Origin of the sequence: Lutimaribacter marinistellae (genome assembly GCF_042648365.1) — a bacterium.
In the GTDB taxonomy this organism is placed as follows: domain Bacteria; phylum Pseudomonadota; class Alphaproteobacteria; order Rhodobacterales; family Rhodobacteraceae; genus Lutimaribacter_A; species Lutimaribacter_A marinistellae.
The window spans coordinates 156,750-175,022 of record NZ_JBHRXI010000001.1; the positions used below are offsets into that span (position 1 = coordinate 156,750).

Sequence of the window (18,273 nt, forward strand, 5' to 3'; positions counted from 1 at the left end):
GCCCCATTCAAACGACGCCCGGTGTCGTTGACGGCCCTGATCGACGTGGTGTTCCTGCTGCTTCTGTTTTTCATGCTCACATCGACCTTTTCAAGCTTTGGCGAGATCGAACTGAACCGCGCCGGCGGCGCACAGGCCGAGGCGGAACAGCCGGTGCAGCGCGCGTTTGTTCAGCTTGGGGCAGACCAGTTGTCACTCAATGGCACGTCAGTAGAGTTGACAACGATTGCCGAGCAGATTGACGAAGGTCTCGTTCTGGTCAGTTTGCAGGGAGATGTCACGTCTCAGCGCCTTGTGGATCTACTGGCTGCGTTGCGTGGGCGTCCCGATCTGACCGTTCTGGTGCTGGAGTGAGGCAGTGATCCAGTATCCACGAAGGCAAAGCAAGCGCGACCCATCAATTGCCCTGATCAACATTGTCTTTCTGATGTTGATTTTCTTTCTGATCGCCGGAACCATTGCGGCGCCTCTCGACGCTGATCTTCGACTTGTCGAAACCTCTGGGCTAGAAGGTCGCGAGCCCCCCGATGCGCTTGTGCTGAGGGCAGATGGCGGCTTGAGTTTCCGCGGCGCGCCGACCGATGCGCAACAATTCATGGCCGGACACACCCAAGGCCCGGTCCGGATCGTGCCTGATCGGAATTCGAGCGGCCAGCGACTTGTCGAGATCTCGTCCGAGCTGCGCGGCCTCGGTGCCACTTCGGTCATCTTGGTTACCGAGCGGGCGATTCAATGATACGCAGATCGACAGGCTTGGCAGCGGCGGCGCTGATACTGTCGGCAGTCCTTCACTTCGTCAGCATCGGTCTGACATTCGACACCAATACGACGCCGCCGGCCTTGCCGCCCGAGCGCGACACGGTCGCCCTTGGCGACAGCTTTGATGAGATCGCCGATCTGGAGGTGGAACCGGTAGAACCCGAGCCGCCGCAACCGGTTGCCCCCCCGGAGCCCGAAGAACAGCAGCCACCTGAAACGCAAGAGGTTACGACGCCCACCAGTCAGGCATTGGTTGCCTCGCCGGATCCGCAACCGACGCGGACACCGGATATCGGCGTTTCGCAGTCGGCGACCCCCGACGTCAACGGTCCTGTCACGCCGGAGACAAACGAGACGGCGGAACCCGATGCGATCGCGCCATCCGCAGTTGACCAAACCGAAGTTCCGGATGCGCAAGCCAATGCACCGGAAACGCCAGGCTCGGCCGAGGCCACGCCGCCCGAAAGCTTGACCGAAACAACCGAACCGGCCCCACCTGCGACAACCGAAACAGCCCAGGCCCCGGTCGTGCAGCCATCTGGCGAAACAGCTTCTGCCCCGACGCCGGATGACTCACCCGACGTTATCGCGGCGCTTCCACCGGAAACGTTAACTCGCCCTTTGGAGGACACCGAACTTACCACTGGCGTAGAGCAAAATGAGACAGATCAGCCGAACGCAGCCCTGGCCACGTCCCTGCGCCCGCGATCACGGCCCCCGCAGCAGCCCCAAGAACAAACCGGCTTTGCAAGTTTAGACCCAGGGCGTGGTCTACGAAACCCAACCGAGACCATCGAGTCGCCGTTGACGCTCTATCTGAGGGACGGAATAGACCTGTTTGGCGGTCAAAGCGCCGGGAGCCAGTCACAGCGACTCCGTTCGGGCGGCGGAGGCGGCTCCGGCAATGCAGATGTTACGAATTATGCCGGCCAGGTCTTGGTGCATCTCAACCGGACGCTACCCGTGGCGGTATCTTCACGCGGTTGGGCGCGTGTCTCCTTCTGGATCAATCCGGACGGCACGCTGGGGTCGGTTGACATTATCGACGGGTCCGGTTCGGCAGAGATCGATCGAGCCGCCAAGACACAGGTCCGTCGCGGTGTTCCGTTTCCCAGGCCTCCGCAGGGCAAGGGCAGGTTACTGACTTTTGTCTATAGCTTGGATTGACCGACCCGATCTGGGGCCTGTCTTTTCAAAGGTCATTCGCTAAAATGGACTGCCCGGCCTGCCTTACTCGGCCAGTTCTGCCTGATGGGCCTTGACCATGTCCATCATACTGTTGAACCGGAAATCGTAACTTGGCATGTCGCCCGGGTTCATCGTCGCGCCAAAACCCTCCTTGTCGTGACGGCGATAGATCCAGCAGTTCTTCAACCCGTGTCTGTTTGCCGGCTGGTGATCGTGAAACATGCTTTCTGCCGTATGCAGGATTTCATGTTTCTGGATTCCGCGACGCGCAAGGGTCTCCAGCATGTAGTCGAAATTTCGGTCGGCGGGCTTGTAACTGCCAATGTCCTCGGCGGTATAGACGCCGTCGAACGTCACGCCCAGCCGTGCGTTGGAACCCGAGAATGACAGGTTATCGGTATTGGTCAGGACAACCAGCTTGAAGTGCTGTTTCAGATAGGCCAGCGCATCGCGGCTGTCGTCGAAAGCGGGCCATTGGCGAACGGACAGCCCATAGGCGACGCATTCCTCCCACGTGACTTCGACGCCCCATTCCTCGGCCAGTCTGCGGTAGACCACGGCCAGCAACTCATAATACTTCTTGGACGGCGTCCATTTCTGGGTTGTCGACTCGTAGTAGGCGTGCGCCTCGAGGATGTCGTCGCGGCTGAGATGGCGGCTGACCCTGTCGGTCAACGGTTTCAGCCCGGTCACCATGCCGCTTTCCCAATCGATCAGCGTGCCATAAACGTCAAATGTCAGCGCCTTGAAATCGCTCAGCTTCATGGGTTGGCCTTTCATCTGTGCAGGGTTTGGGGCGTTCGGCAGCGCCGTGTTATCGGGATCCTTGGTTCGTCTTGGGGCATAGCATTCACTGGAGCAAGGCCGTTTGCAAAGCGTCCCTTCGCGAAAAATGGTTTGGCGAACGTCGTTTCCTTGGTGTTTGGATCAACCGAACCTCGGGCGCACCTTCGTTTCAACCGTGTTGCACCAATCTACGTGTCGCCGACATCCTAACTGCTCGCGCCGGTTCACGTGTCAGGCTCCAGACCGATTTCAATCAGGAAGTCCCGCAACAACCGTACCGCACGTCTCGGGGACGAAGAGCCGGGTGTGTGAATGTGATAGGCCTCGGTGCCTATCAATCTGGGGGAGCCGGGAACGCGGACCAGACCATAGGCGTCGCGCAGACCGTCGCTTGCCGGGGCACGCTCCAACGCCAGCCCCAGCCCCTCTGCCGCCAGAGCGAAAGCCACTGGCGTGGAATCGACATAGCTCAGAACACTCCCATTCACCTCGCTATCGTTAAGCGCCGCCAGCATCTGCGACCAACCGCTCGCATGCTGCGCAACATCTATCAGCCTGCGCCCGGAAAGGGACACTTGCGGGACGGTTACGTCTGCAATGTCTCTGCGGGCAACGATCGAAAGGTTTTCCGGCAGGAACGGCTTTGCGCCCGGCGTTGCTTCTGCCGTGCCGCCAAAAATGATCTGCAGATCGGGACCACGCCCCGGCAGTATGCGCCGAAAGTCGGCAACCGCATTTCCCGAGGTCAGCGAGACCCGGATGTCCGGGTTTTGAACCTCGAAGGCGGCGATGCGCGACGGCAGCCAACTCAGCGCGAGGAGAGAAACCGCCTGAAGGGTGACAACTTCGGTTCCATCCGATGGAAAAAGCGCCTCGGCAGTTGTTTCCATCGAGTTGAGGGCTTGCCGTACCGGAGGCAAAAACGCGTGACCGGCCTCGGTCAGCTCAACGCTTTTCGCGTGTCGCAGGAACAACGGACTGCCAAGATACTCTTCCAGAGCGCGTATCTGCTGACTGACGGCGGGCGGACTCATCGCAAGCAGTTTGGCCGCCGAAGCAAAGCTTTCGGTGCGCGCCGCTGCTTCGAACACGCGCAGCCAATTGAGCGAAGGAATGCGTCTTACCATGCCCAAGGTTAAGTTCAGCTTTCCCTTAGGGGCAACAGCTACGTCTGGACTGAACCAGAACTCTGTCGGAACCTGACATCAGGATTCCAAGCGGAGCAACGACAATGGCTGGCGGACTGACACATGAGGCGGTTGCACGATACAAACATGATGGTTTTCTGTCGGGCTTGCGCGTGTTTTCAGAAGAGGAAGCCCGAACTATCCGGTCCGAGATAGAAACCCTCGAAGCCATGCATCGAGAGGGCGCGGGGGAACACGAACTGGAACAGTTCTTCCGGGTGAACGGCCAGATCGTAATTCCTCTACTTGCCGATCTGGCCCGGCGGCCGGAAATTCTGGACACTGTCGAGGGCATTCTTGGACCCGATCTGCTTGTCTGGTCGGTCGAATTGTTCATCAAGGAACCGGGAAGCTCCAAAACGGTTTCATGGCACCAGGACATCACCTACTGGGGCATGGGCGAGACCGACGAGGAGGTTACCGCATGGATCGCATTGAGCGATGTGAGCGTCGAGGCAGGCTGCATGCGGTTCATTCCCGGCAGCCATAGAGCTGGCCTTGTTGCACATCATGACACGTTCGACGCTGACAACCTGCTTTCCCGAGGGCAATCGATAGACAAGGTCAACGAGACGCAAGCGGTGTACGGTCCATTGAAACCCGGTCAAATGTCTCTCCACCACGGGCGTTGTTTTCACGCCTCCGGCGAAAACCGTTCGACCGATAGGCGCATTGGCGTGGCGATCCGCTACGTCACGCCCGACGTCCGCCAACCCGGACTGAGACGCGACTATGCCATGCTGGTCCGTGGCGTCGACGCGGGCCAGGGTTGGATCAACCTCGCCGGGCCGCGCGGATTGTTTGCACCGGAAGATCTCGTAATCTACGACCGTGTCCGACACGATCAGAGCGAAGTGCTTGCCGCGGGCGCCGAGGGTGATGTGGCACTGTACGGCAAGACCGGCATGGAGGGGCAGAAGCTATGACCGAGGGCAATACGACTGTGTCGTTCACGCAGATGAAGGATGGCACGAAAGAGGATTACCAGCTTCTCGCCAAGCTAGAGAAACCATATCTCGCGATGACGGCGGACCGGGTCATGGACGAGCTGCGCCGCGCGGGTGAGGACACACTGGATGGCTACAAGATCACCCGCCTGCAGCACGGGCTGCAATCGGGAACCCGTGCGGAACGCGATGGTGCCGATATCGACTGGATCGTCGGCGCGCTTTTGCATGACATCGGCGACGGATTGGCCCCACAGAACCATGACCGGATGTCCGCCGAGGTCATTCGGCCCTTTGTAAGGTGGGATGTATCGTGGGTCGTCGAACACCACGGGATTTTCCAGATGCTGTATTACGGCCGTCATTACGGTTGGGACGAAAACGCCCGTGAACGTTTTCGGGACCATCCGTGTTTCGACGCATGCGCCGAGTTCTGTGAACGCTGGGATCAGTCATCCTTCGATCCGGACTACGACACCTTGCCACTCGAGCATTTTGAACCAATTGTCCGCGAGGTGTTTTCCCGCAAGGCATATGACCCCGCGGTCATACGCGAAGGGGTCGTGTCGTCGCTGACCGGCGCCTGATACCTCTCGCCGACAGAGGGTTCGAACGTGACGAACATGGACAAGGTTGCCCTAGTCAAACGCTATTTCGATTTGCTGACCGCATCTGACATCGACGGCATAGTCAGATTGTTCGAGGTCGATGCGATCGTAACCTCACCATTCCTCGGCAATATGGCGGTGCCGGAATTTTTCCAGAAACTTGCTGACGCGTCGACGGCAAGCAGGCCGACTGTCTTCGACGTTCTACTGGGCGAGGCGGGCCACAGCGCGGCGGCTCACTTCGAGTATGACTGGACTCTGAATAATGGTGAGCGGATCGTGTTTCGGGGCATCGATTATTTCACGTTTGGCGGAAATGACAAATTCGCCTCCATGTCGATCTTTTACGACACTCACCCAATCAGGGAAGGCGTCGGACACAAGTACGCCTGACGCAGTATGGTCACAACGCCAAGGTTGAACCCGCACCGGATGCCGCGCGTCGCCGCCAAGACGGCGCGGATAGAACCGCAATGCCTGTCGTCGTGGTTACGTATTGAGAATGCACAGAAGCGGCTCTTCATACTTGAAAAGGAGCCGCTCCGACATGCGCGATACCGAACCCGCCTTTTAGTTCACCGTGATGGTTATCGGCTCGGACATTACCGGGGGATCATGAGGGACGTGCGACCAATCGCCCAACAACAGCTGGATCGTGTGTGTTCCGGCCGGTAACTCCTTTGTTACCTGCGTCTGACCACCGCCGAAATGCACGATTTGGTCGGTCGCCGGCAGGCCTTGGCTCAGGTCCAGCTCCGACGGGTCGGTATTGATAAGCAGGTGGTGATGGCCGGTGTTGTCGGCCTCCACGCCCGCGGGAGCGACACCCATGCCTTCGAGGCCGAACTGGATCGTCACAGGGTTGCTGACCGTGGCCCCATCGGCAGGCGATATGATGTAAGCACGCGCATCCGTTGGCGCCGGGGTGCGTTCGTCCTGCGCCAAGGTCGGCGTCACAGAGGACAGCAGCAGCCCGGCTGCAAAAAAGGTGGCAAGTTTCATCTGTTTCATGACGGCCTCCTCTACCGTTGGGACGGGTTTTCGTGACCCGTCCAATCACAAACTAGCACACCGTTGCTTTCCTTCGAGCTGAGTGCTGATTGTGACAGCGTCCGCGACATTGCTGTACCGACCTGTCCTGAGCTTCAATGCCCCCCGGTTTCGTTGACGTGGGACCAGACTGCGCTCATGACCACCGAGCCTTCGCCCACCGACGACGCGACACGCTTGACGGATCCGGCCCGAACGTCCCCGACGGCGAAAATGCCGGGAGTTGATGTTTCGAACTGGGTACGACCGCCATGTTCCGGTCCGGTCAGGACAAAGCCCCGTTGGTCGAGCGCAACGCGATCCTGCAACCAACCGGTGTTTGGCGCTGCGCCCACCATGATGAAGACGGCGCGACTATCGAAGTGGCGTGTCGTGTCCGTCGACTTGTCACGCACTGTCGCGCCGCTCAACCGTTTGTCACCTTCGAGCGCCTCGATTTCGGTGTTGAAGTGGATCGAGATTCGCGGATCGGCATCAAGTCGCGAAGACAGGTAACGCGACATCGATGCCGCCAAACTGTCGGAGCGGACAAGCAAATGTACATGATGCGCAATCCTGCTGAGGTACATGGCCGCCTGACCTGCCGAGTTGCCACCGCCGACCACGATTACTTCGGTCTCGCGGCAAAACCTCGCCTCCATCTCGGTCGCGGCGTAATAGATACCTACCCCTTCGAACTCCTCGATCCGATCCAGCGGTAGTCTTCGATACTGCACGCCCGTCGCGACGATGACCGCTTTGGCGCAGACTTCGCGCCCGTCCGACAGGGCGGCGCAGAACAGCCCGTCCCGGCGTTCCAGCGCGTCGACCCGAACCGGCATTGCAAACCGCGTGCCGAACTTCATCGCCTGCACCTCTCCACGCCAGACCAGGTCACCCCCGGAAATGCCGGTTGGAAACCCCATGTAGTTTTCGATCCGGCTTGACGTGCCCGCCTGTCCGCCGATGGCCGTGTCCTCGACGACAACTGCCGACAACCCCTCGGCACCGGCATAAACGCCAGCGGCAACTCCGGCCGGCCCTCCTCCGACAATCAGAACGTCGATCACCTCGTCCTCGCCGAGGGACAATTCCAATCCAAGGGCGCGCGCAACCTTTTCCGGGGTGGGGTCGTGAATGGCCTGCCCCCCGAACAACACACCCGGTGTGCCGTCTTGCAGGTTGCAGGCAGCACGTTCTTCGGCGGCGTCGGGGGCGTCGAGGTCGATCAGCTTTGCGGCGATCCGGTTGCGAGAGGCAAACTGGGCAATCCGCTGGATGTTCGGATCTACGTCTGCGCCGATCAGTTTGAGTTCGGTGTGACCGCGCTCGACATGCCCCCTGCGGCGCGCCGCAAAGACGGTCAGGATAATGTCGCTCATCTCGGGAATCCGCGACATCAGATCGACCAACGCCTTGTTTGAAACGGCGATGACGGTGGTATCTGCACAAGCCCGCAGTTGCGCCATGGACACCGCGCCCGATAGCATGCCGATTTCGCCGGTGAACTGCGATGGCCCCATGGTGGATTCGACCATACGCTCGCCCGTCCACGGGTTCACGACCTCGATCTCGCCGTTTTCAATATAGAGAAACTCATCCATCCGATCTCCCGGACGAATGACGATATCGCCAGCAGCAAGGTTTCGCCGTGTGCCGATCCTTCGCAGCGCCTCGACATGATCAGCGCTCAACGGTGTGCGCTGCATCTGTGCAAGGTCTGCTGCAAATCTTTCCATGGGAACGTCCTCTCCTGCGCTTGGGTGAATATAGTACCTGCAAGGAGCCGGATAACCCCGGGTGACCGTTACGGACCCGCGCCGCCGATAATTCGGGCGGTTCGGGTCATCTTGCAGCTAGAACGGCAACGGGTTCGGACAGAAGATGCTTCCGATCAGCTGCCTACGCGCCTCTGCGCCAGTCCCGGCAGGCTGGCATTCCCCGTGACCAGTCTGAAATTGAAGATGTTCGCACTCAGTCTCCAACTGCCATCTTTGTCCCGCCGGAGTGTGAGGTCGTAATCCCCGTAAACGGTCCAGATCTCGCCACCTTCAGCATCTGCAATGTGATGGGTGGCCGTCACGTACGCTTTCACGATGGCCTTATTTTCGCGCATATCGATCGCAAGCGGACCAAGCTGATGTTGAGTTGCGTCGAAACCCGGAAGCATGGCCTGCCAGCTTGTCAAGACGTCCGCCGGGTCAAGATCTGCTCCGGGGCCCGCCCCAAAGCTCGAATAATCGAGGTGAAAAGGTCTTGTCATAAGCTGTTCGGCCGCTTCCCAGTCTCTTGCATCAACTGCCGCAAAGAACCGCACGACGGCGTTGGTTACTTCTTGGGTCATTTTCGGTATCCCTAGATGAATTACGGTGCCGCGACGTCTCAGGCTTTCAGAAAATCTGAAACGGCGTCTGCGGCAGCGATCACGGCATCCTTGCGATCATAGAAATCGAACTGGGTAACGTCTTCGCCCAACCAGACCTTTTCCAATGGGCCCCTGGTCCTTTCCTCATAGGCTTGGGCACCTGCTGGCAAAGCGATTGAAGGTGAACCGACCATGAGTATCGGCTTGGCCATCCGGTCGGCACTGGCTTGCGCGTCGTAGGTCAGCCAAGGCTTCCACGAAGCCACGGAAAACTTGTTGTCATATGCTTTGATCAGACCGCGGTCTTCCTCTGTATAATATGGCGCATTGAACATGACCGCATTCTCGTCACTGACCGAGGCTGCAAGTAGAACGGTTTCCGCGGCCCCCTCAGCCTCCGAGGCGGCAATCAGGTTCGCGGCCATTTCCGAACCTCCATAGATTCCCTCGGCCATCGCCGGATCGTGCAACCAGGGCGCTACCAGGGCGACTTTTGTCAGACGTTCTTCGTCGGCCACGGCTTCGGCCATGTAACCCGAGGATGCGCAGACGCCGAGGCCCGAGATACGGGTTTGATCGACCTCTTGGAGAGAGGAAAGGAAGGCAGCGGCTGCATGGATATCTGCGGTTTTCACAACAGGGTCTTCGACGTAACGCGGAGAGCCTTCGCTTTCTCCCCAACCGGTAAAGTCGAACGCCAGGGCGGCAAACCCCCGGTCGGCCAATTCACGCGCATAAGTCCCGGCCATCTGTTCCTTGACCGTGGTCCATGCACCGGTGACGATCACGGCCGGAAGCGCCCCATCGGCATTCTCTGGCGTGAAAAGCACCCCTTTCAAGGCGTTACCCTTGCTGTCGAAGGTAACCGCACGTTCCGTAACCCCTTTGGGCAACGCGGTATTTTGCAGGTTGGTGATGGTCATGAGGATACTCCTACGGATTGCATGCTACAGTGATGGGCAAAGCATAAATTCGGAGTTATCCTGCGTTAATTACCCCTTTTGGCACTTCTTTACTGCAGAAAATCAATCAATCAGCTTTTTTGAGGTGTCATGCGCCTTCCACTTTCCATGCTCGAAGTCTTCGCTGCAATCGCGCGCCACGGCAGCTTGCGCGCCGCGGCCGACGCCCTTGGCCTCAAACCCTCAACGGTGAGCCATCAATTGAAATCTCTCGAAGACCATTTGGACACCGCGCTCTTCATCCGTACGACCCGCTCGATCAGCCTGACAGAAGCCGGACGTGCCTTGATACGTGGAGCGGGTCCCGCCTTTGATCAGCTGGCAGAAGCCGTGGAAAGCGCACGCACCACAGGTCACGCAGCGCGAGGCACCCTTCGGCTGGCCATGCCGGAATTCGTCTATCACTTGTTTGTTGCCCCGGCTCTCACGGGCTTTTGCGCCAAGTATCCCGAAATCGAACTGGAGCTTTCGCTTACCGATGCTCTATCCGATATCCTAGGCGAGGAACTTCACGCCGGGTTCCGCTTGGGCGACCGTATCGCGCAGGACATGGTGGCGGTGCGACTGACCCCGCCGCTGGCCTTGGCCGTCGCGGCAAGTCCAGACTACCTCGCAAAGCACGGTGCACCGCACACACCGCGCGACCTTCTGCAGCATAACTGCATCCGGTACCGGTTTCAGTCATCCGGTCGCATTGCCCCTTGGGTTTTCGAGGCGGCCGGCGATCCATTCACCGTAGACGTTCAGGGAGGTCTTGTGACGAACACCATCCCTGCTTCAATCGATCTGGCCAAGCGGGGACTTGGAAAGATCTATACGTTTCGTTACTGTATTTCCGACGAACTTTTCAACGGGACACTGGTGTCGGTGCTCGAGGAGCATCTTGGGACCACACCCGGCATATTCCTGTATTTCCCCCGAGAGTATCGCTCGATGATGGCACTGAAACTGTTCCGAGAGCACCTCGGTCACTGCCAAACCGAGATACGGCCCTGATCAATCAAAGGCCCGAAACCAGTTGGGCGTGGGCCGCACTATGTGCGCTGGCCCACGATCTGTGCTAGTGTGGTTTCAGGACGAAATCGAACTCCGACTTCCACGACGTATCGCCAGCTTCGTTTTCGAGGAACGGAACGATAAGCGACTCCTTCACTCCGAACACCGCATCACTTTCGAGGTAGGAGTCACCCGCCACGAACGTGTGGGTCGTGATCGGCTCAAACCCTTCTGCAGTCACCAGAAAGTGCATGTGCGCGGGACGCCAAGGATGACGTTCGACCCGTTCGAGCATCTGACCAACAGGCCCATCGTCGGGGATCGGATAGGAAACGGGCTTTATGCCGCGAAACCAGTAACGTCCATCCTCTCCGGTTCGGAAAACACCGCGGTTGTTCCATTTCGGTTGGGTGTCTGGCTGCTGCACGTCATAGAAACCCTCGGCATTGTCCGACCAGACATCCACGATTGCGCCCCTCACGGGCCGGCCGTCAAGGTCAAGAACCCGCCCCTGGAACAGGCAGGTTTCACCCCGCCCGTCTAGCGAGATGTTATCTCCCATCGCGCGTTCGGGTGCACCCTCGACGTGGAAAGGGCCGAAAACGGTGTTTTCCGTCGCTCCGTCCGGGCGACGGTGATTGATTGCGTCGACCAGCATCGAAACGCCCAGCACGTCCGACAGCAGGATGAACTCTTGTCGCGTGTCCGAGCACATCTGGCCCGTGCGCGTCAGAAAATCGATTGCAGACTCCCATTCCTTCGTTGTCGGCTCGACGTCTTTGATGAAAGCATGCAGATGGCTCACCAGCGCGTGCATCACCTGCCTCAGGCGTGGGTCCACCTCGGCACCCATGCGGGCGTTGACGACCTCGGCCGAGGCTTCTTCGGTAAAATAGTCGGTCATCTGAGCCTCCTCTCAGCGCGCCAGGATCTTGGTCAGGACACGGCGCAGCTCGGCAACCGGGTCGGCGGCCATCGCCTCGGTGCGCCAGGCCACGTGGTGGTCGGGCCGAACCAGAACGCAGCCGGAATCCGAGATCTCGCGCGCGCGGGCCCAGTCACCGGTGTGATCGACGATCGATCGGCGTGGGCCGATGACATGCACCTTGATATCCAGACCGAGTTCCGGTCCTACCTTCGTCGCGGCGTCCTGCCATGCTTCGCCACCTATTCCCGTCAGTATGGTGAACTTGCCACGGCCGCAAAGATCGAGTGTCGAGACCTGATCGCCAGTATCATGTTCGAATACCCAGACATGCGGAAGCCGCGCCCCGGGCCAGGTCGTCGGCTGATAGTGCAGTTCGGCGTCGATTTCGAACGCCGGCTCGATCTGCCCATCCGCTTCGACCGCATCCGACCGGTAACGCTGGTTCATTTCCACGCCATGGGCATCGAATTCGTACTTCTTGAAGGCGATGGCGTCGCGGATCGCCTCGCGCTGCTTTTCGCCCTCGGGCGTGGCATTGGTCCGGGCATCCATTGCCGCCTGAATCTTTTCGACATCGGTACCCCCGGTCATTCCCAACGCTTCGAAAATCGGGCCGAATTCCCCGATGGATTGGTTCGCACGGGTCACGATCTGCTTGGCAATGGGCGCGCGTTCGGTCGAGTAGCTATCAAGAAGCTGCTCGCCCGCCTGTCCTTTCAGCACCGCAGCCAGTTTCCATGCAAGGTTGAACCCGTCCTGAATGGAGGTATTTGACCCCAGACCGTTCGATGGTGGATGCCGATGGGCGGCATCCCCCATTATGAAAACGCGGCCCTTCTGCATCTGGGTCGCGTACATGTTGTTCACGGTCCACGTATTCGCCGACAAAAGCTCGATCTCGAGTTCGGGATCACCGACGAGTTGCCGGGCGACACCCGTTGCGAATTCCTCATCGACCTCGGGGGCCGGTTCGTTGATGTCGTACCCCCAGACGATCAACCACTCGTTCCATGGCCTGACCATGCGAACAAGGCCCATGCCGATGCCGCCGACATCCGCACCCGGCTGCATCACCCAGTACAGCACAGAGGGACGATGCGCGACGTAGCGCGACAGATCGGCCCGGAACAGAATGTTCATCGACCCTCCAACGCCCATCTGACCTTCGAAAGGCAGGTTCTCGGCTTCGGCCACAGCCGAATTGCCCCCGTCTGCGCCAACGAGATACTTTGACCGAACCTCGAACACCCGTCCTGAAACGCGGTCACGGCACGTTGTCGTCACACCCTCGGCATCTTGTTTATGGCTGAGATACTCGGTGGACATCCGCCCCTGCGTGCCGCGCCGGCAGGCCGTGCCATATAGGATCGGCTCCATGAAGGTCTGCGGCAGATCGATCATGTGGCAGGGCGATGCAAGCAGGTGTTCCGCACGGCTCAGAGGGTGCTTGCCCCAACTTTTCATCCGCCCGATCTCTTCACCGGCAAGGCTTTCGCAGAATACGTTTTCGCCCATCAGATCCTGATGCGTTCCGTGCAGATAAGCCTCGTCCTCGACCTCGCGTCCGAGGTCACGCAGAACCTCCATGCAACGCTGGTTGGTGATGTGGGCCCGCGGCGTGTTGGCCAGCCATCGGTAACGGTTGATCGCCATGTTCTCGATCCCGTAGCTGGACAGCAACGCCGCAGTTGCGGACCCTGCCGGCCCGGTGCCGATGATTAGAACGTCGGTTTCGATTTCGGCCATGTCAGCCCTCCCTGCCTTTCAGACTCCCGCCGACGAGACGCCGCCGCACGGGAAAGAGTTGCAATCCGGTTTTCTCCGAGATCAGCCCCCAGAGACCACGAGGCGCAAAAAGCATGACAACAATTCCGATCAGCCCGAGGACCATCAGGTACCAACTGCCATAGTCGGCCAGCATGTTCTGGAGAATGAAGAAGACGATAACGCCGAGGATCGGCCCCTCGATCGTCCCGATACCGCCGATGACGACGATAAAGATGACATAGGCCGTCCAGTCGACGACACTAAAAGCCGCGTCAGGCGATATCCGTGCTTTTTGGAGGTAGATCAGCCCGCCGGCCAGGCCCGTTCCAAAGGCGGATGTCAGAAACACCAGCCATTTCATGCGCCCCGCATCGACACCTACGGACTTGGCAGCCTCGGTGTTGTCCCGCACAGCTGCTAGCGCCAGTCCACGCTTGGTCCGTAACAGCCAATAGATGCCTGCGATGGTCAGAACCGCCAGCACCAGCGCCAACCAGTACGCGAGGATATCTCGTGCGGCACTTGCGCGCGTGTCGAACAGGTCCCCGATCCATTCGACCAGTATCATTTCCTTCAGCGCGTCGCGTGGTAGCGACGTTCCCGTGCCACCCCCGACAGATCGCCATTGCGCGACACTCAGCCTTGCGACTTCGGCGATGACCCAAGTACCGATGGCGAAATAGGCTCCCTGCAAACGGAAGGCGAAAAACGCGGTCGGAACCGCAAGGATAAGAGCAGCGATGCCCGCGAGAAGGATCGACACAACCGGATCGACACCACCCAGTATCACTGCGCCGTAAAGCGCATAGGCGCCTAGCCCTACGAATGCCTGCTGCCCGACCGATACGAGCCCCCCATAGCCCGCGAGCAGGTTCCAGAATTGCGCCAGCGTCAGCATGGTCAGAATAAAGAACAGATCCTGGATCAACCCACGCGACACAAAGGCAGGCGCGGCGAACAGCGCGAGCACAAGGACAAGGGCGACGACAAATGCAAAGGTCGAAGCAGCGGTACGCGTTCTTACGGAATAGACGGCGGCCATGTCTCAACCTCCCCTGGGAAACAGGCCCTGAGGGCGTATGAGAAGAACCAGAAGGAACGCGACATGCCCGGCGAGTATCTGCCATTCCGGATTGATCGCCGCCCCGACCGTCTGCGCGACCCCGATGATCACACCTCCGGCAAGGGTGCCCCACAGGCTGCCGAGACCACCGATGATCACGGCTTCGAACGCATAGATCAGCCGGGCCGGCCCAACGGATGGATCGAAATTGGCACGCGTCCCCAAATAGAGCGCGGCGATCGTCACAACCACCAGGGCGATGGCCGTGGCGGTGGCGAAAACGCGATCCGGCCTGACACCCATGAGGCTGGCGGTTACCGGGTCGTCCGATGTTGCACGAAATGCGCGCCCGATCGCCGTACGGTAGAACAATTGGTTCAGCGCAATAATGACAGCCACGGCCGACAGGAACGTCAGAAGCGGCATGACACCCACCGTGACCGGGCCGACCGGCAGGGACGCGGTTTCCAGCGCGCCGACCGAAATGCGCTGACTGTCCGCCGAGAACCCTTCCAGAAGAGCGTTCTGGATCACGACACTCAACCCGAAAGTGACCAACAGCGGCGGTAGAATGTCCTCGCCAAGCGTACGGTTGAGAACGATCTTTTGAAGAAGCCATCCAAGTACGAACATGATCGGTGCGGCCAGCAGAACGGCAATGAAAGGATGCAGCCCGAGAACCGTTACAACGACAAGGATGAGGTAGGCACCGAGAACGATCAGGTCGCCATGCGCAAGGTTCACCAGCCGCATGATCCCGAAGACGAGGCTGAGACCGGCGGCAAACAGGGCGTATAGCCCCCCGAGCAGAACGCCCTGGACAATAGTGTCGACCCAGATCATGCTGCCGCTCCGAAATAGGCCGCGTGGATATCGTCACGGGAGATCTCCGATGGCCGGCCTTCGAGCGTTACGCGCCCTTCCATCATGCAATAGACGCGGTCGGCCACGGCCATGGCCTGACCGATATCCTGCTCCACGACGATGACACTGGCACCGGTTTCCTTGATTTTCGGAAGCGCGGCGTAAATGTCCCGGATCACGATCGGGGCGAGACCGAGGCTGATCTCGTCGCAGAGAATGACATCGGGGTTCGACATCAGCGCCCGCCCGATGGCCACCATCTGCTGCTGCCCGCCCGAAAGCGCGGTTCCGGGATTGTCCCGCCGTTCGCGAAGGATCGGAAACAGCTCATAAATCGTATCAAGCGACCAGTATCCGCGGCCATCATGTCCCTGAGCCAATTCCATCGGGTCGGGAGCGCCGGTGAACCGACTGATAATGCTGTCGATGCGATCTCCGAGGTCGCTGCCGCCCTTGTGTTGCCCACCAATAACCAGGTTTTCCTCGACACTGAGCGAAGGGAACAGCTTGCGACCTTCGGGAACCATCGCAATGCCGCGTTTCATGATCGTGTCCGCGGGCAGGTGCCCGATCTCAACGCCGTCGTGAACCACTTGGTCAGCCTGGTTCTTGAGAACCCCGGTGATGGACCGCATCAACGTCGTCTTGCCAGCACCGTTGGCACCGATGATGGCGACGGTCTCGCCACGGTTCAGGCGGATGTCGACTCCGAAAAGGGCTTGGAAATCCCCGTAATTTGCCGTTAGCCGACGTGTTTCCAACAGAGCGTTCATACGTCGATCCCCAAGTAGATTTCCCGCACTTCCCGGCTCTCCATGATCTGCGACGGCTCGCCTATCGCGATCACCTTGCCGAAATCGAGCACAAGCAATCGCTCCACAACGCTGATAAGGGCGTGCAGAACATGCTCGATCCAGATGATCGTGACGCCTTCCTCACGGATGCCCTGGATCGTTTCGATCAGAGACTTGCACTCGCCATCCGTCAGCCCCCCGGCAATCTCGTCGAGCAGCAAGAGTTTCGGACCGGTCGCCATCGCCCGCGACAACTCCAGACGCTTGCGCTCCAGCAGGGAAAGCCTGCCTGCGGGTTCGTTCGCCTTGCGCAACAGGCCCGTTCTTTCAAGAACACCTGCGCAGATCCCGGTGACCTCCGTTTCGGACAGACCGCGCCCATGCGTTGCGGCAACGACGAGATTCTCGAAAACTGTCAGCTTCTCGAACGGTTGAGGGATCTGGAACGAGCGCCCGACACCCGACAGGCACCTTCGCATCGCTGGTTCGCGCGTTACATCCCGCCCGTCAAACCGGATCGTTCCGGCATCAGGTAAAAGGTTACCGGTGATCAGATTGAAAAGCGTGGATTTTCCCGCGCCGTTCGGTCCAATGATACCCAGCGCCTGCCCGTCGGGCACATCGAAGGTCACGTCGTCCGTCACGGTCAACGAGCCGAACGCTTTTGAAACGTTATGAAGCGACAGGATGGACATGTGATCTCTTGGACGGGCCAAGAGGGCGCGAAGAACGTTCGCGCCCTGTTACCTCAGCCTTCGATCGCCTCCATGGAGCCACCGGTCGGGATGTCCGGGGCGGTCTGGTTGTCGACGATGACGAGGTCGTATCCTCCACCATCGCGTCGGCGCCACTGTCCGCCGACCAGCGGCGTCTTGGCCACGTTCCGCGCGGCGAATGGCGGCAGGCCTGCACCGTTCCAGGCCAATGGTCCGACGATGGTGTTCAACTCGGTCGCAGCGATGGCCTCGGCGACGGCATCCGGGTCGCCCGCATCATCGACTCTGCTCATGGCGTCTGCGGCGACTTCGAACAGTGCATGCACAAAGCCGATCGGCTGGGTCCACTGGCGTCCCGTGGCTTGCGTGAAACCTTCCGCCAACTCTCCCGCCGTCATGCCGTTCAAGGACGACGAAAATGGGTGCGACGGGGACCACCAGACCTCGGACGACAGGTTGTGGCCGGTATCGCCCAGCGCTTCGACGGCTTGCGGGAAGAGTATCGCTTTGCCGATCGAGGCCGCCTTGGGCGTGAAACCCTGCTGCTTGGCCTGGGTCCAGAAGGTCGTGAAGTCGGGAGGGATGACAACTCCTGTAACGATCTCGACGTTGTTCTGCTTGAACGCGTTGATCTGCGCCGTGAAATCGTCGGTCAGGTTCTGGTAGCGGCCGGGGTCGGTCAGCGTGTAACCAAGCTCGTTCAGGACCGGCGGAAAGCCCACGTTCGGATCGCCCCATGCATTGCCGTCCCCGTCATTTGGGAAAAGGCCACCGACCGATTTGTTCGTATCGAGTTGCCCCCACATGTTGGTGAATACGGCGATGACATCTTCAAGACCCCAGAAGAAATGATAGGCATAGTCGAACGGCTGCCAGCTTGCCGGATCGCCGGGGTTGCCCTGCTGGCCGATGAACCACGGCTGCCAAGGTGCCACGGTCGAGATACAGGGTATGCCTTCGTTCTCGCAGGTCGTCGTGACCGGGTTGGTGGTTTCGGGCGTCGAGGCAACCAGCATGAGGTCGATCTCGTCATCGACGATCAGTTCCTGCGCAACTTCGGCGGCACGGTTCGGATTGGATTGACTGTCCTTGACGATCACTTCGAAGTTCGCACCCGCTGCTGTCGCCTCGAACCCTTCGAGGATGAAAGGGTCCGCCTCGGCAAATGCCGCTAGTGGCCCGGATTGAGGGGTGACATAGCCGATACGAATGCGCGCCCCCTGTGCGATTGCCGGAGCGGCCAGCCCGCCGGCTGCAAGCGTCAGACCGGAAGCTGCGGTTGATTTCAAAAGTTTGCGTCGTGTCAGCATCTCG

20 protein-coding genes are annotated in these 18,273 nt (G+C 59.7%); 7 read left to right on the plus strand and 13 right to left on the minus strand.

From position 1 onward, the window contains the following. The first annotated feature begins 27 nt into the window (after positions 1-27). From ACFORG_RS00730 to ACFORG_RS00740, 3 genes are read left to right on the plus strand one after another with little or no spacing between them, the layout of a single operon-like run. Positions 28-354: a biopolymer transporter ExbD gene (locus ACFORG_RS00730; RefSeq protein WP_386733887.1), complete on the plus strand. Its 327-nt coding sequence runs from the start codon at positions 28-30 to the stop codon at positions 352-354. A gap of 4 nt (positions 355-358) precedes the next feature. Beyond that, positions 359-736, plus strand: coding sequence for an ExbD/TolR family protein (locus ACFORG_RS00735; RefSeq protein ID WP_386733458.1), 378 nt, complete (start codon positions 359-361; stop codon positions 734-736). Continuing rightward, positions 733-1,926, plus strand: a complete 1,194-nt coding sequence (locus tag ACFORG_RS00740) for a TonB family protein (protein ID WP_386733459.1) — start codon at positions 733-735, stop codon at positions 1,924-1,926. Before ACFORG_RS00735 ends, ACFORG_RS00740 begins: the two co-directional genes overlap by 4 nt. Positions 1,927-1,989: 63 nt before the next feature. On the opposite strand, the gene ACFORG_RS00745 is transcribed toward ACFORG_RS00740, so the two are convergent. Both ACFORG_RS00745 and ACFORG_RS00750 read right to left on the minus strand, forming a co-directional pair. After that, the gene (locus ACFORG_RS00745) at positions 1,990-2,712 is read right to left on the minus strand and encodes a haloacid dehalogenase type II (protein WP_386733460.1); all 723 of its coding nucleotides are present in this window, start codon (positions 2,710-2,712) and stop codon (positions 1,990-1,992) included. Between the two features lie 245 nt (positions 2,713-2,957). After that, positions 2,958-3,860: a LysR family transcriptional regulator gene (locus tag ACFORG_RS00750; protein ID WP_386733888.1), complete on the minus strand. Its 903-nt coding sequence runs from the start codon at positions 3,858-3,860 to the stop codon at positions 2,958-2,960. Positions 3,861-3,964: 104 nt separating this feature from the next. Between ACFORG_RS00750 and ACFORG_RS00755 the strand changes: the two genes are divergently transcribed. Genes ACFORG_RS00755 through ACFORG_RS00765 form a run of 3 tightly spaced genes read left to right on the plus strand, consistent with a single transcriptional unit; the run spans position 3,965 to position 5,868 of the window. Beyond that, positions 3,965-4,846, plus strand: coding sequence for a phytanoyl-CoA dioxygenase family protein (locus ACFORG_RS00755; RefSeq protein WP_386733461.1), 882 nt, complete (start codon positions 3,965-3,967; stop codon positions 4,844-4,846). A gap of 32 nt (positions 4,847-4,878) precedes the next feature. Next, on the plus strand, positions 4,879-5,454 hold the full coding sequence (locus tag ACFORG_RS00760) for an HD domain-containing protein (protein WP_386733889.1): 576 nt from the start codon (positions 4,879-4,881) through the stop codon (positions 5,452-5,454). 36 nt (positions 5,455-5,490) lie between these two features. After that, positions 5,491-5,868, plus strand: coding sequence for a nuclear transport factor 2 family protein (locus tag ACFORG_RS00765; RefSeq protein ID WP_386733462.1), 378 nt, complete (start codon positions 5,491-5,493; stop codon positions 5,866-5,868). A 177-nt stretch (positions 5,869-6,045) separates the two neighbouring features. Here the strand turns inward: ACFORG_RS00765 and ACFORG_RS00770 are convergent, their stop codons facing one another. The 4 genes from ACFORG_RS00770 to ACFORG_RS00785 form a co-directional block, all read right to left on the minus strand. Continuing rightward, entirely contained in the window at positions 6,046-6,486 is a 441-nt protein-coding gene (locus tag ACFORG_RS00770; RefSeq protein ID WP_386733463.1) for a DUF4399 domain-containing protein, read from the minus strand. Positions 6,487-6,620: 134 nt separating this feature from the next. Next, positions 6,621-8,243 (minus strand): FAD-dependent oxidoreductase, encoded by a 1,623-nt coding sequence (locus ACFORG_RS00775; protein WP_386733464.1) that lies wholly within the window; start codon positions 8,241-8,243, stop codon positions 6,621-6,623. A 155-nt stretch (positions 8,244-8,398) separates the two neighbouring features. Further along, the gene (locus ACFORG_RS00780) at positions 8,399-8,848 is read right to left on the minus strand and encodes a nuclear transport factor 2 family protein (RefSeq protein ID WP_386733465.1); all 450 of its coding nucleotides are present in this window, start codon (positions 8,846-8,848) and stop codon (positions 8,399-8,401) included. A 38-nt stretch (positions 8,849-8,886) separates the two neighbouring features. Next, on the minus strand, positions 8,887-9,792 hold the full coding sequence (locus ACFORG_RS00785; protein WP_386733466.1) for an alpha/beta hydrolase: 906 nt from the start codon (positions 9,790-9,792) through the stop codon (positions 8,887-8,889). A gap of 129 nt (positions 9,793-9,921) precedes the next feature. Here ACFORG_RS00785 and ACFORG_RS00790 point away from each other — a divergent pair, with 129 nt between their 5' ends. Next, positions 9,922-10,827: a LysR family transcriptional regulator gene (locus ACFORG_RS00790; RefSeq protein ID WP_386733467.1), complete on the plus strand. Its 906-nt coding sequence runs from the start codon at positions 9,922-9,924 to the stop codon at positions 10,825-10,827. 64 nt (positions 10,828-10,891) lie between these two features. Here ACFORG_RS00790 and ACFORG_RS00795 read toward each other — a convergent pair whose 3' ends face one another. Genes ACFORG_RS00795 through ACFORG_RS00825 form a run of 7 tightly spaced genes read right to left on the minus strand, consistent with a single transcriptional unit; the run spans position 10,892 to position 18,269 of the window. Next, positions 10,892-11,731 carry an intradiol ring-cleavage dioxygenase gene (locus tag ACFORG_RS00795; protein WP_386733468.1) on the minus strand — a complete coding sequence of 280 codons (840 nt, stop codon included), beginning with the start codon at positions 11,729-11,731 and terminating at the stop codon, positions 10,892-10,894. A gap of 12 nt (positions 11,732-11,743) precedes the next feature. Continuing rightward, positions 11,744-13,501 (minus strand): FAD-dependent oxidoreductase, encoded by a 1,758-nt coding sequence (locus ACFORG_RS00800; protein ID WP_386733469.1) that lies wholly within the window; start codon positions 13,499-13,501, stop codon positions 11,744-11,746. Between the two features lies 1 nt (position 13,502). Then, the gene (locus ACFORG_RS00805; protein WP_386733470.1) at positions 13,503-14,564 is read right to left on the minus strand and encodes a branched-chain amino acid ABC transporter permease; all 1,062 of its coding nucleotides are present in this window, start codon (positions 14,562-14,564) and stop codon (positions 13,503-13,505) included. 3 nt (positions 14,565-14,567) lie between these two features. Continuing rightward, on the minus strand, positions 14,568-15,428 hold the full coding sequence (locus tag ACFORG_RS00810) for a branched-chain amino acid ABC transporter permease (RefSeq protein WP_386733471.1): 861 nt from the start codon (positions 15,426-15,428) through the stop codon (positions 14,568-14,570). Further along, a complete protein-coding gene (locus ACFORG_RS00815) occupies positions 15,425-16,222 on the minus strand; it encodes an ABC transporter ATP-binding protein (protein WP_386733472.1) in 798 nt (265 codons plus the stop codon). Before ACFORG_RS00815 ends, ACFORG_RS00810 begins: the two co-directional genes overlap by 4 nt. After that, complete coding sequence (locus ACFORG_RS00820) at positions 16,219-16,938, minus strand: ABC transporter ATP-binding protein (RefSeq protein WP_386733473.1); 720 nt, start codon at positions 16,936-16,938, stop codon at positions 16,219-16,221. The genes ACFORG_RS00815 and ACFORG_RS00820 overlap by 4 nt, the downstream gene beginning before the upstream one ends. A 53-nt stretch (positions 16,939-16,991) precedes the next feature. Next, on the minus strand, positions 16,992-18,269 hold the full coding sequence (locus ACFORG_RS00825; protein WP_386733474.1) for an ABC transporter substrate-binding protein: 1,278 nt from the start codon (positions 18,267-18,269) through the stop codon (positions 16,992-16,994). Positions 18,270-18,273: the final 4 nt, after the last annotated feature.

Bases quoted from the DNA above. Each gene is read 5' to 3' on its own strand.
- ACFORG_RS00810 (WP_386733471.1), bottom strand. From the start codon at position 15,428: ATGATCTGGGTCGACACTATTGTCCAGGGCGTTCTGCTCGGGGGGCTA.
- ACFORG_RS00765 (WP_386733462.1), top strand. From the start codon at position 5,491: ATGGACAAGGTTGCCCTAGTCAAACGCTATTTCGATTTGCTGACCGCA.
- ACFORG_RS00790 (WP_386733467.1), top strand. From the start codon at position 9,922: ATGCGCCTTCCACTTTCCATGCTCGAAGTCTTCGCTGCAATCGCGCGC.
- ACFORG_RS00805 (WP_386733470.1), bottom strand. From the start codon at position 14,564: ATGGCCGCCGTCTATTCCGTAAGAACGCGTACCGCTGCTTCGACCTTT.
- ACFORG_RS00745 (WP_386733460.1), bottom strand. From the start codon at position 2,712: ATGAAGCTGAGCGATTTCAAGGCGCTGACATTTGACGTTTATGGCACG.
- ACFORG_RS00825 (WP_386733474.1), bottom strand. From the start codon at position 18,269: ATGCTGACACGACGCAAACTTTTGAAATCAACCGCAGCTTCCGGTCTG.
- ACFORG_RS00785 (WP_386733466.1), bottom strand. From the start codon at position 9,792: ATGACCATCACCAACCTGCAAAATACCGCGTTGCCCAAAGGGGTTACG.
- ACFORG_RS00795 (WP_386733468.1), bottom strand. From the start codon at position 11,731: ATGACCGACTATTTTACCGAAGAAGCCTCGGCCGAGGTCGTCAACGCC.
- ACFORG_RS00760 (WP_386733889.1), top strand. From the start codon at position 4,879: ATGAAGGATGGCACGAAAGAGGATTACCAGCTTCTCGCCAAGCTAGAG.
- ACFORG_RS00780 (WP_386733465.1), bottom strand. From the start codon at position 8,848: ATGACCCAAGAAGTAACCAACGCCGTCGTGCGGTTCTTTGCGGCAGTT.
- ACFORG_RS00820 (WP_386733473.1), bottom strand. From the start codon at position 16,938: ATGTCCATCCTGTCGCTTCATAACGTTTCAAAAGCGTTCGGCTCGTTG.
- ACFORG_RS00755 (WP_386733461.1), top strand. From the start codon at position 3,965: ATGGCTGGCGGACTGACACATGAGGCGGTTGCACGATACAAACATGAT.
- ACFORG_RS00770 (WP_386733463.1), bottom strand. From the start codon at position 6,486: ATGAAACAGATGAAACTTGCCACCTTTTTTGCAGCCGGGCTGCTGCTG.
- ACFORG_RS00815 (WP_386733472.1), bottom strand. From the start codon at position 16,222: ATGAACGCTCTGTTGGAAACACGTCGGCTAACGGCAAATTACGGGGAT.
- ACFORG_RS00740 (WP_386733459.1), top strand. From the start codon at position 733: ATGATACGCAGATCGACAGGCTTGGCAGCGGCGGCGCTGATACTGTCG.
- ACFORG_RS00775 (WP_386733464.1), bottom strand. From the start codon at position 8,243: ATGGAAAGATTTGCAGCAGACCTTGCACAGATGCAGCGCACACCGTTG.
- ACFORG_RS00800 (WP_386733469.1), bottom strand. From the start codon at position 13,501: ATGGCCGAAATCGAAACCGACGTTCTAATCATCGGCACCGGGCCGGCA.
- ACFORG_RS00750 (WP_386733888.1), bottom strand. From the start codon at position 3,860: ATGGTAAGACGCATTCCTTCGCTCAATTGGCTGCGCGTGTTCGAAGCA.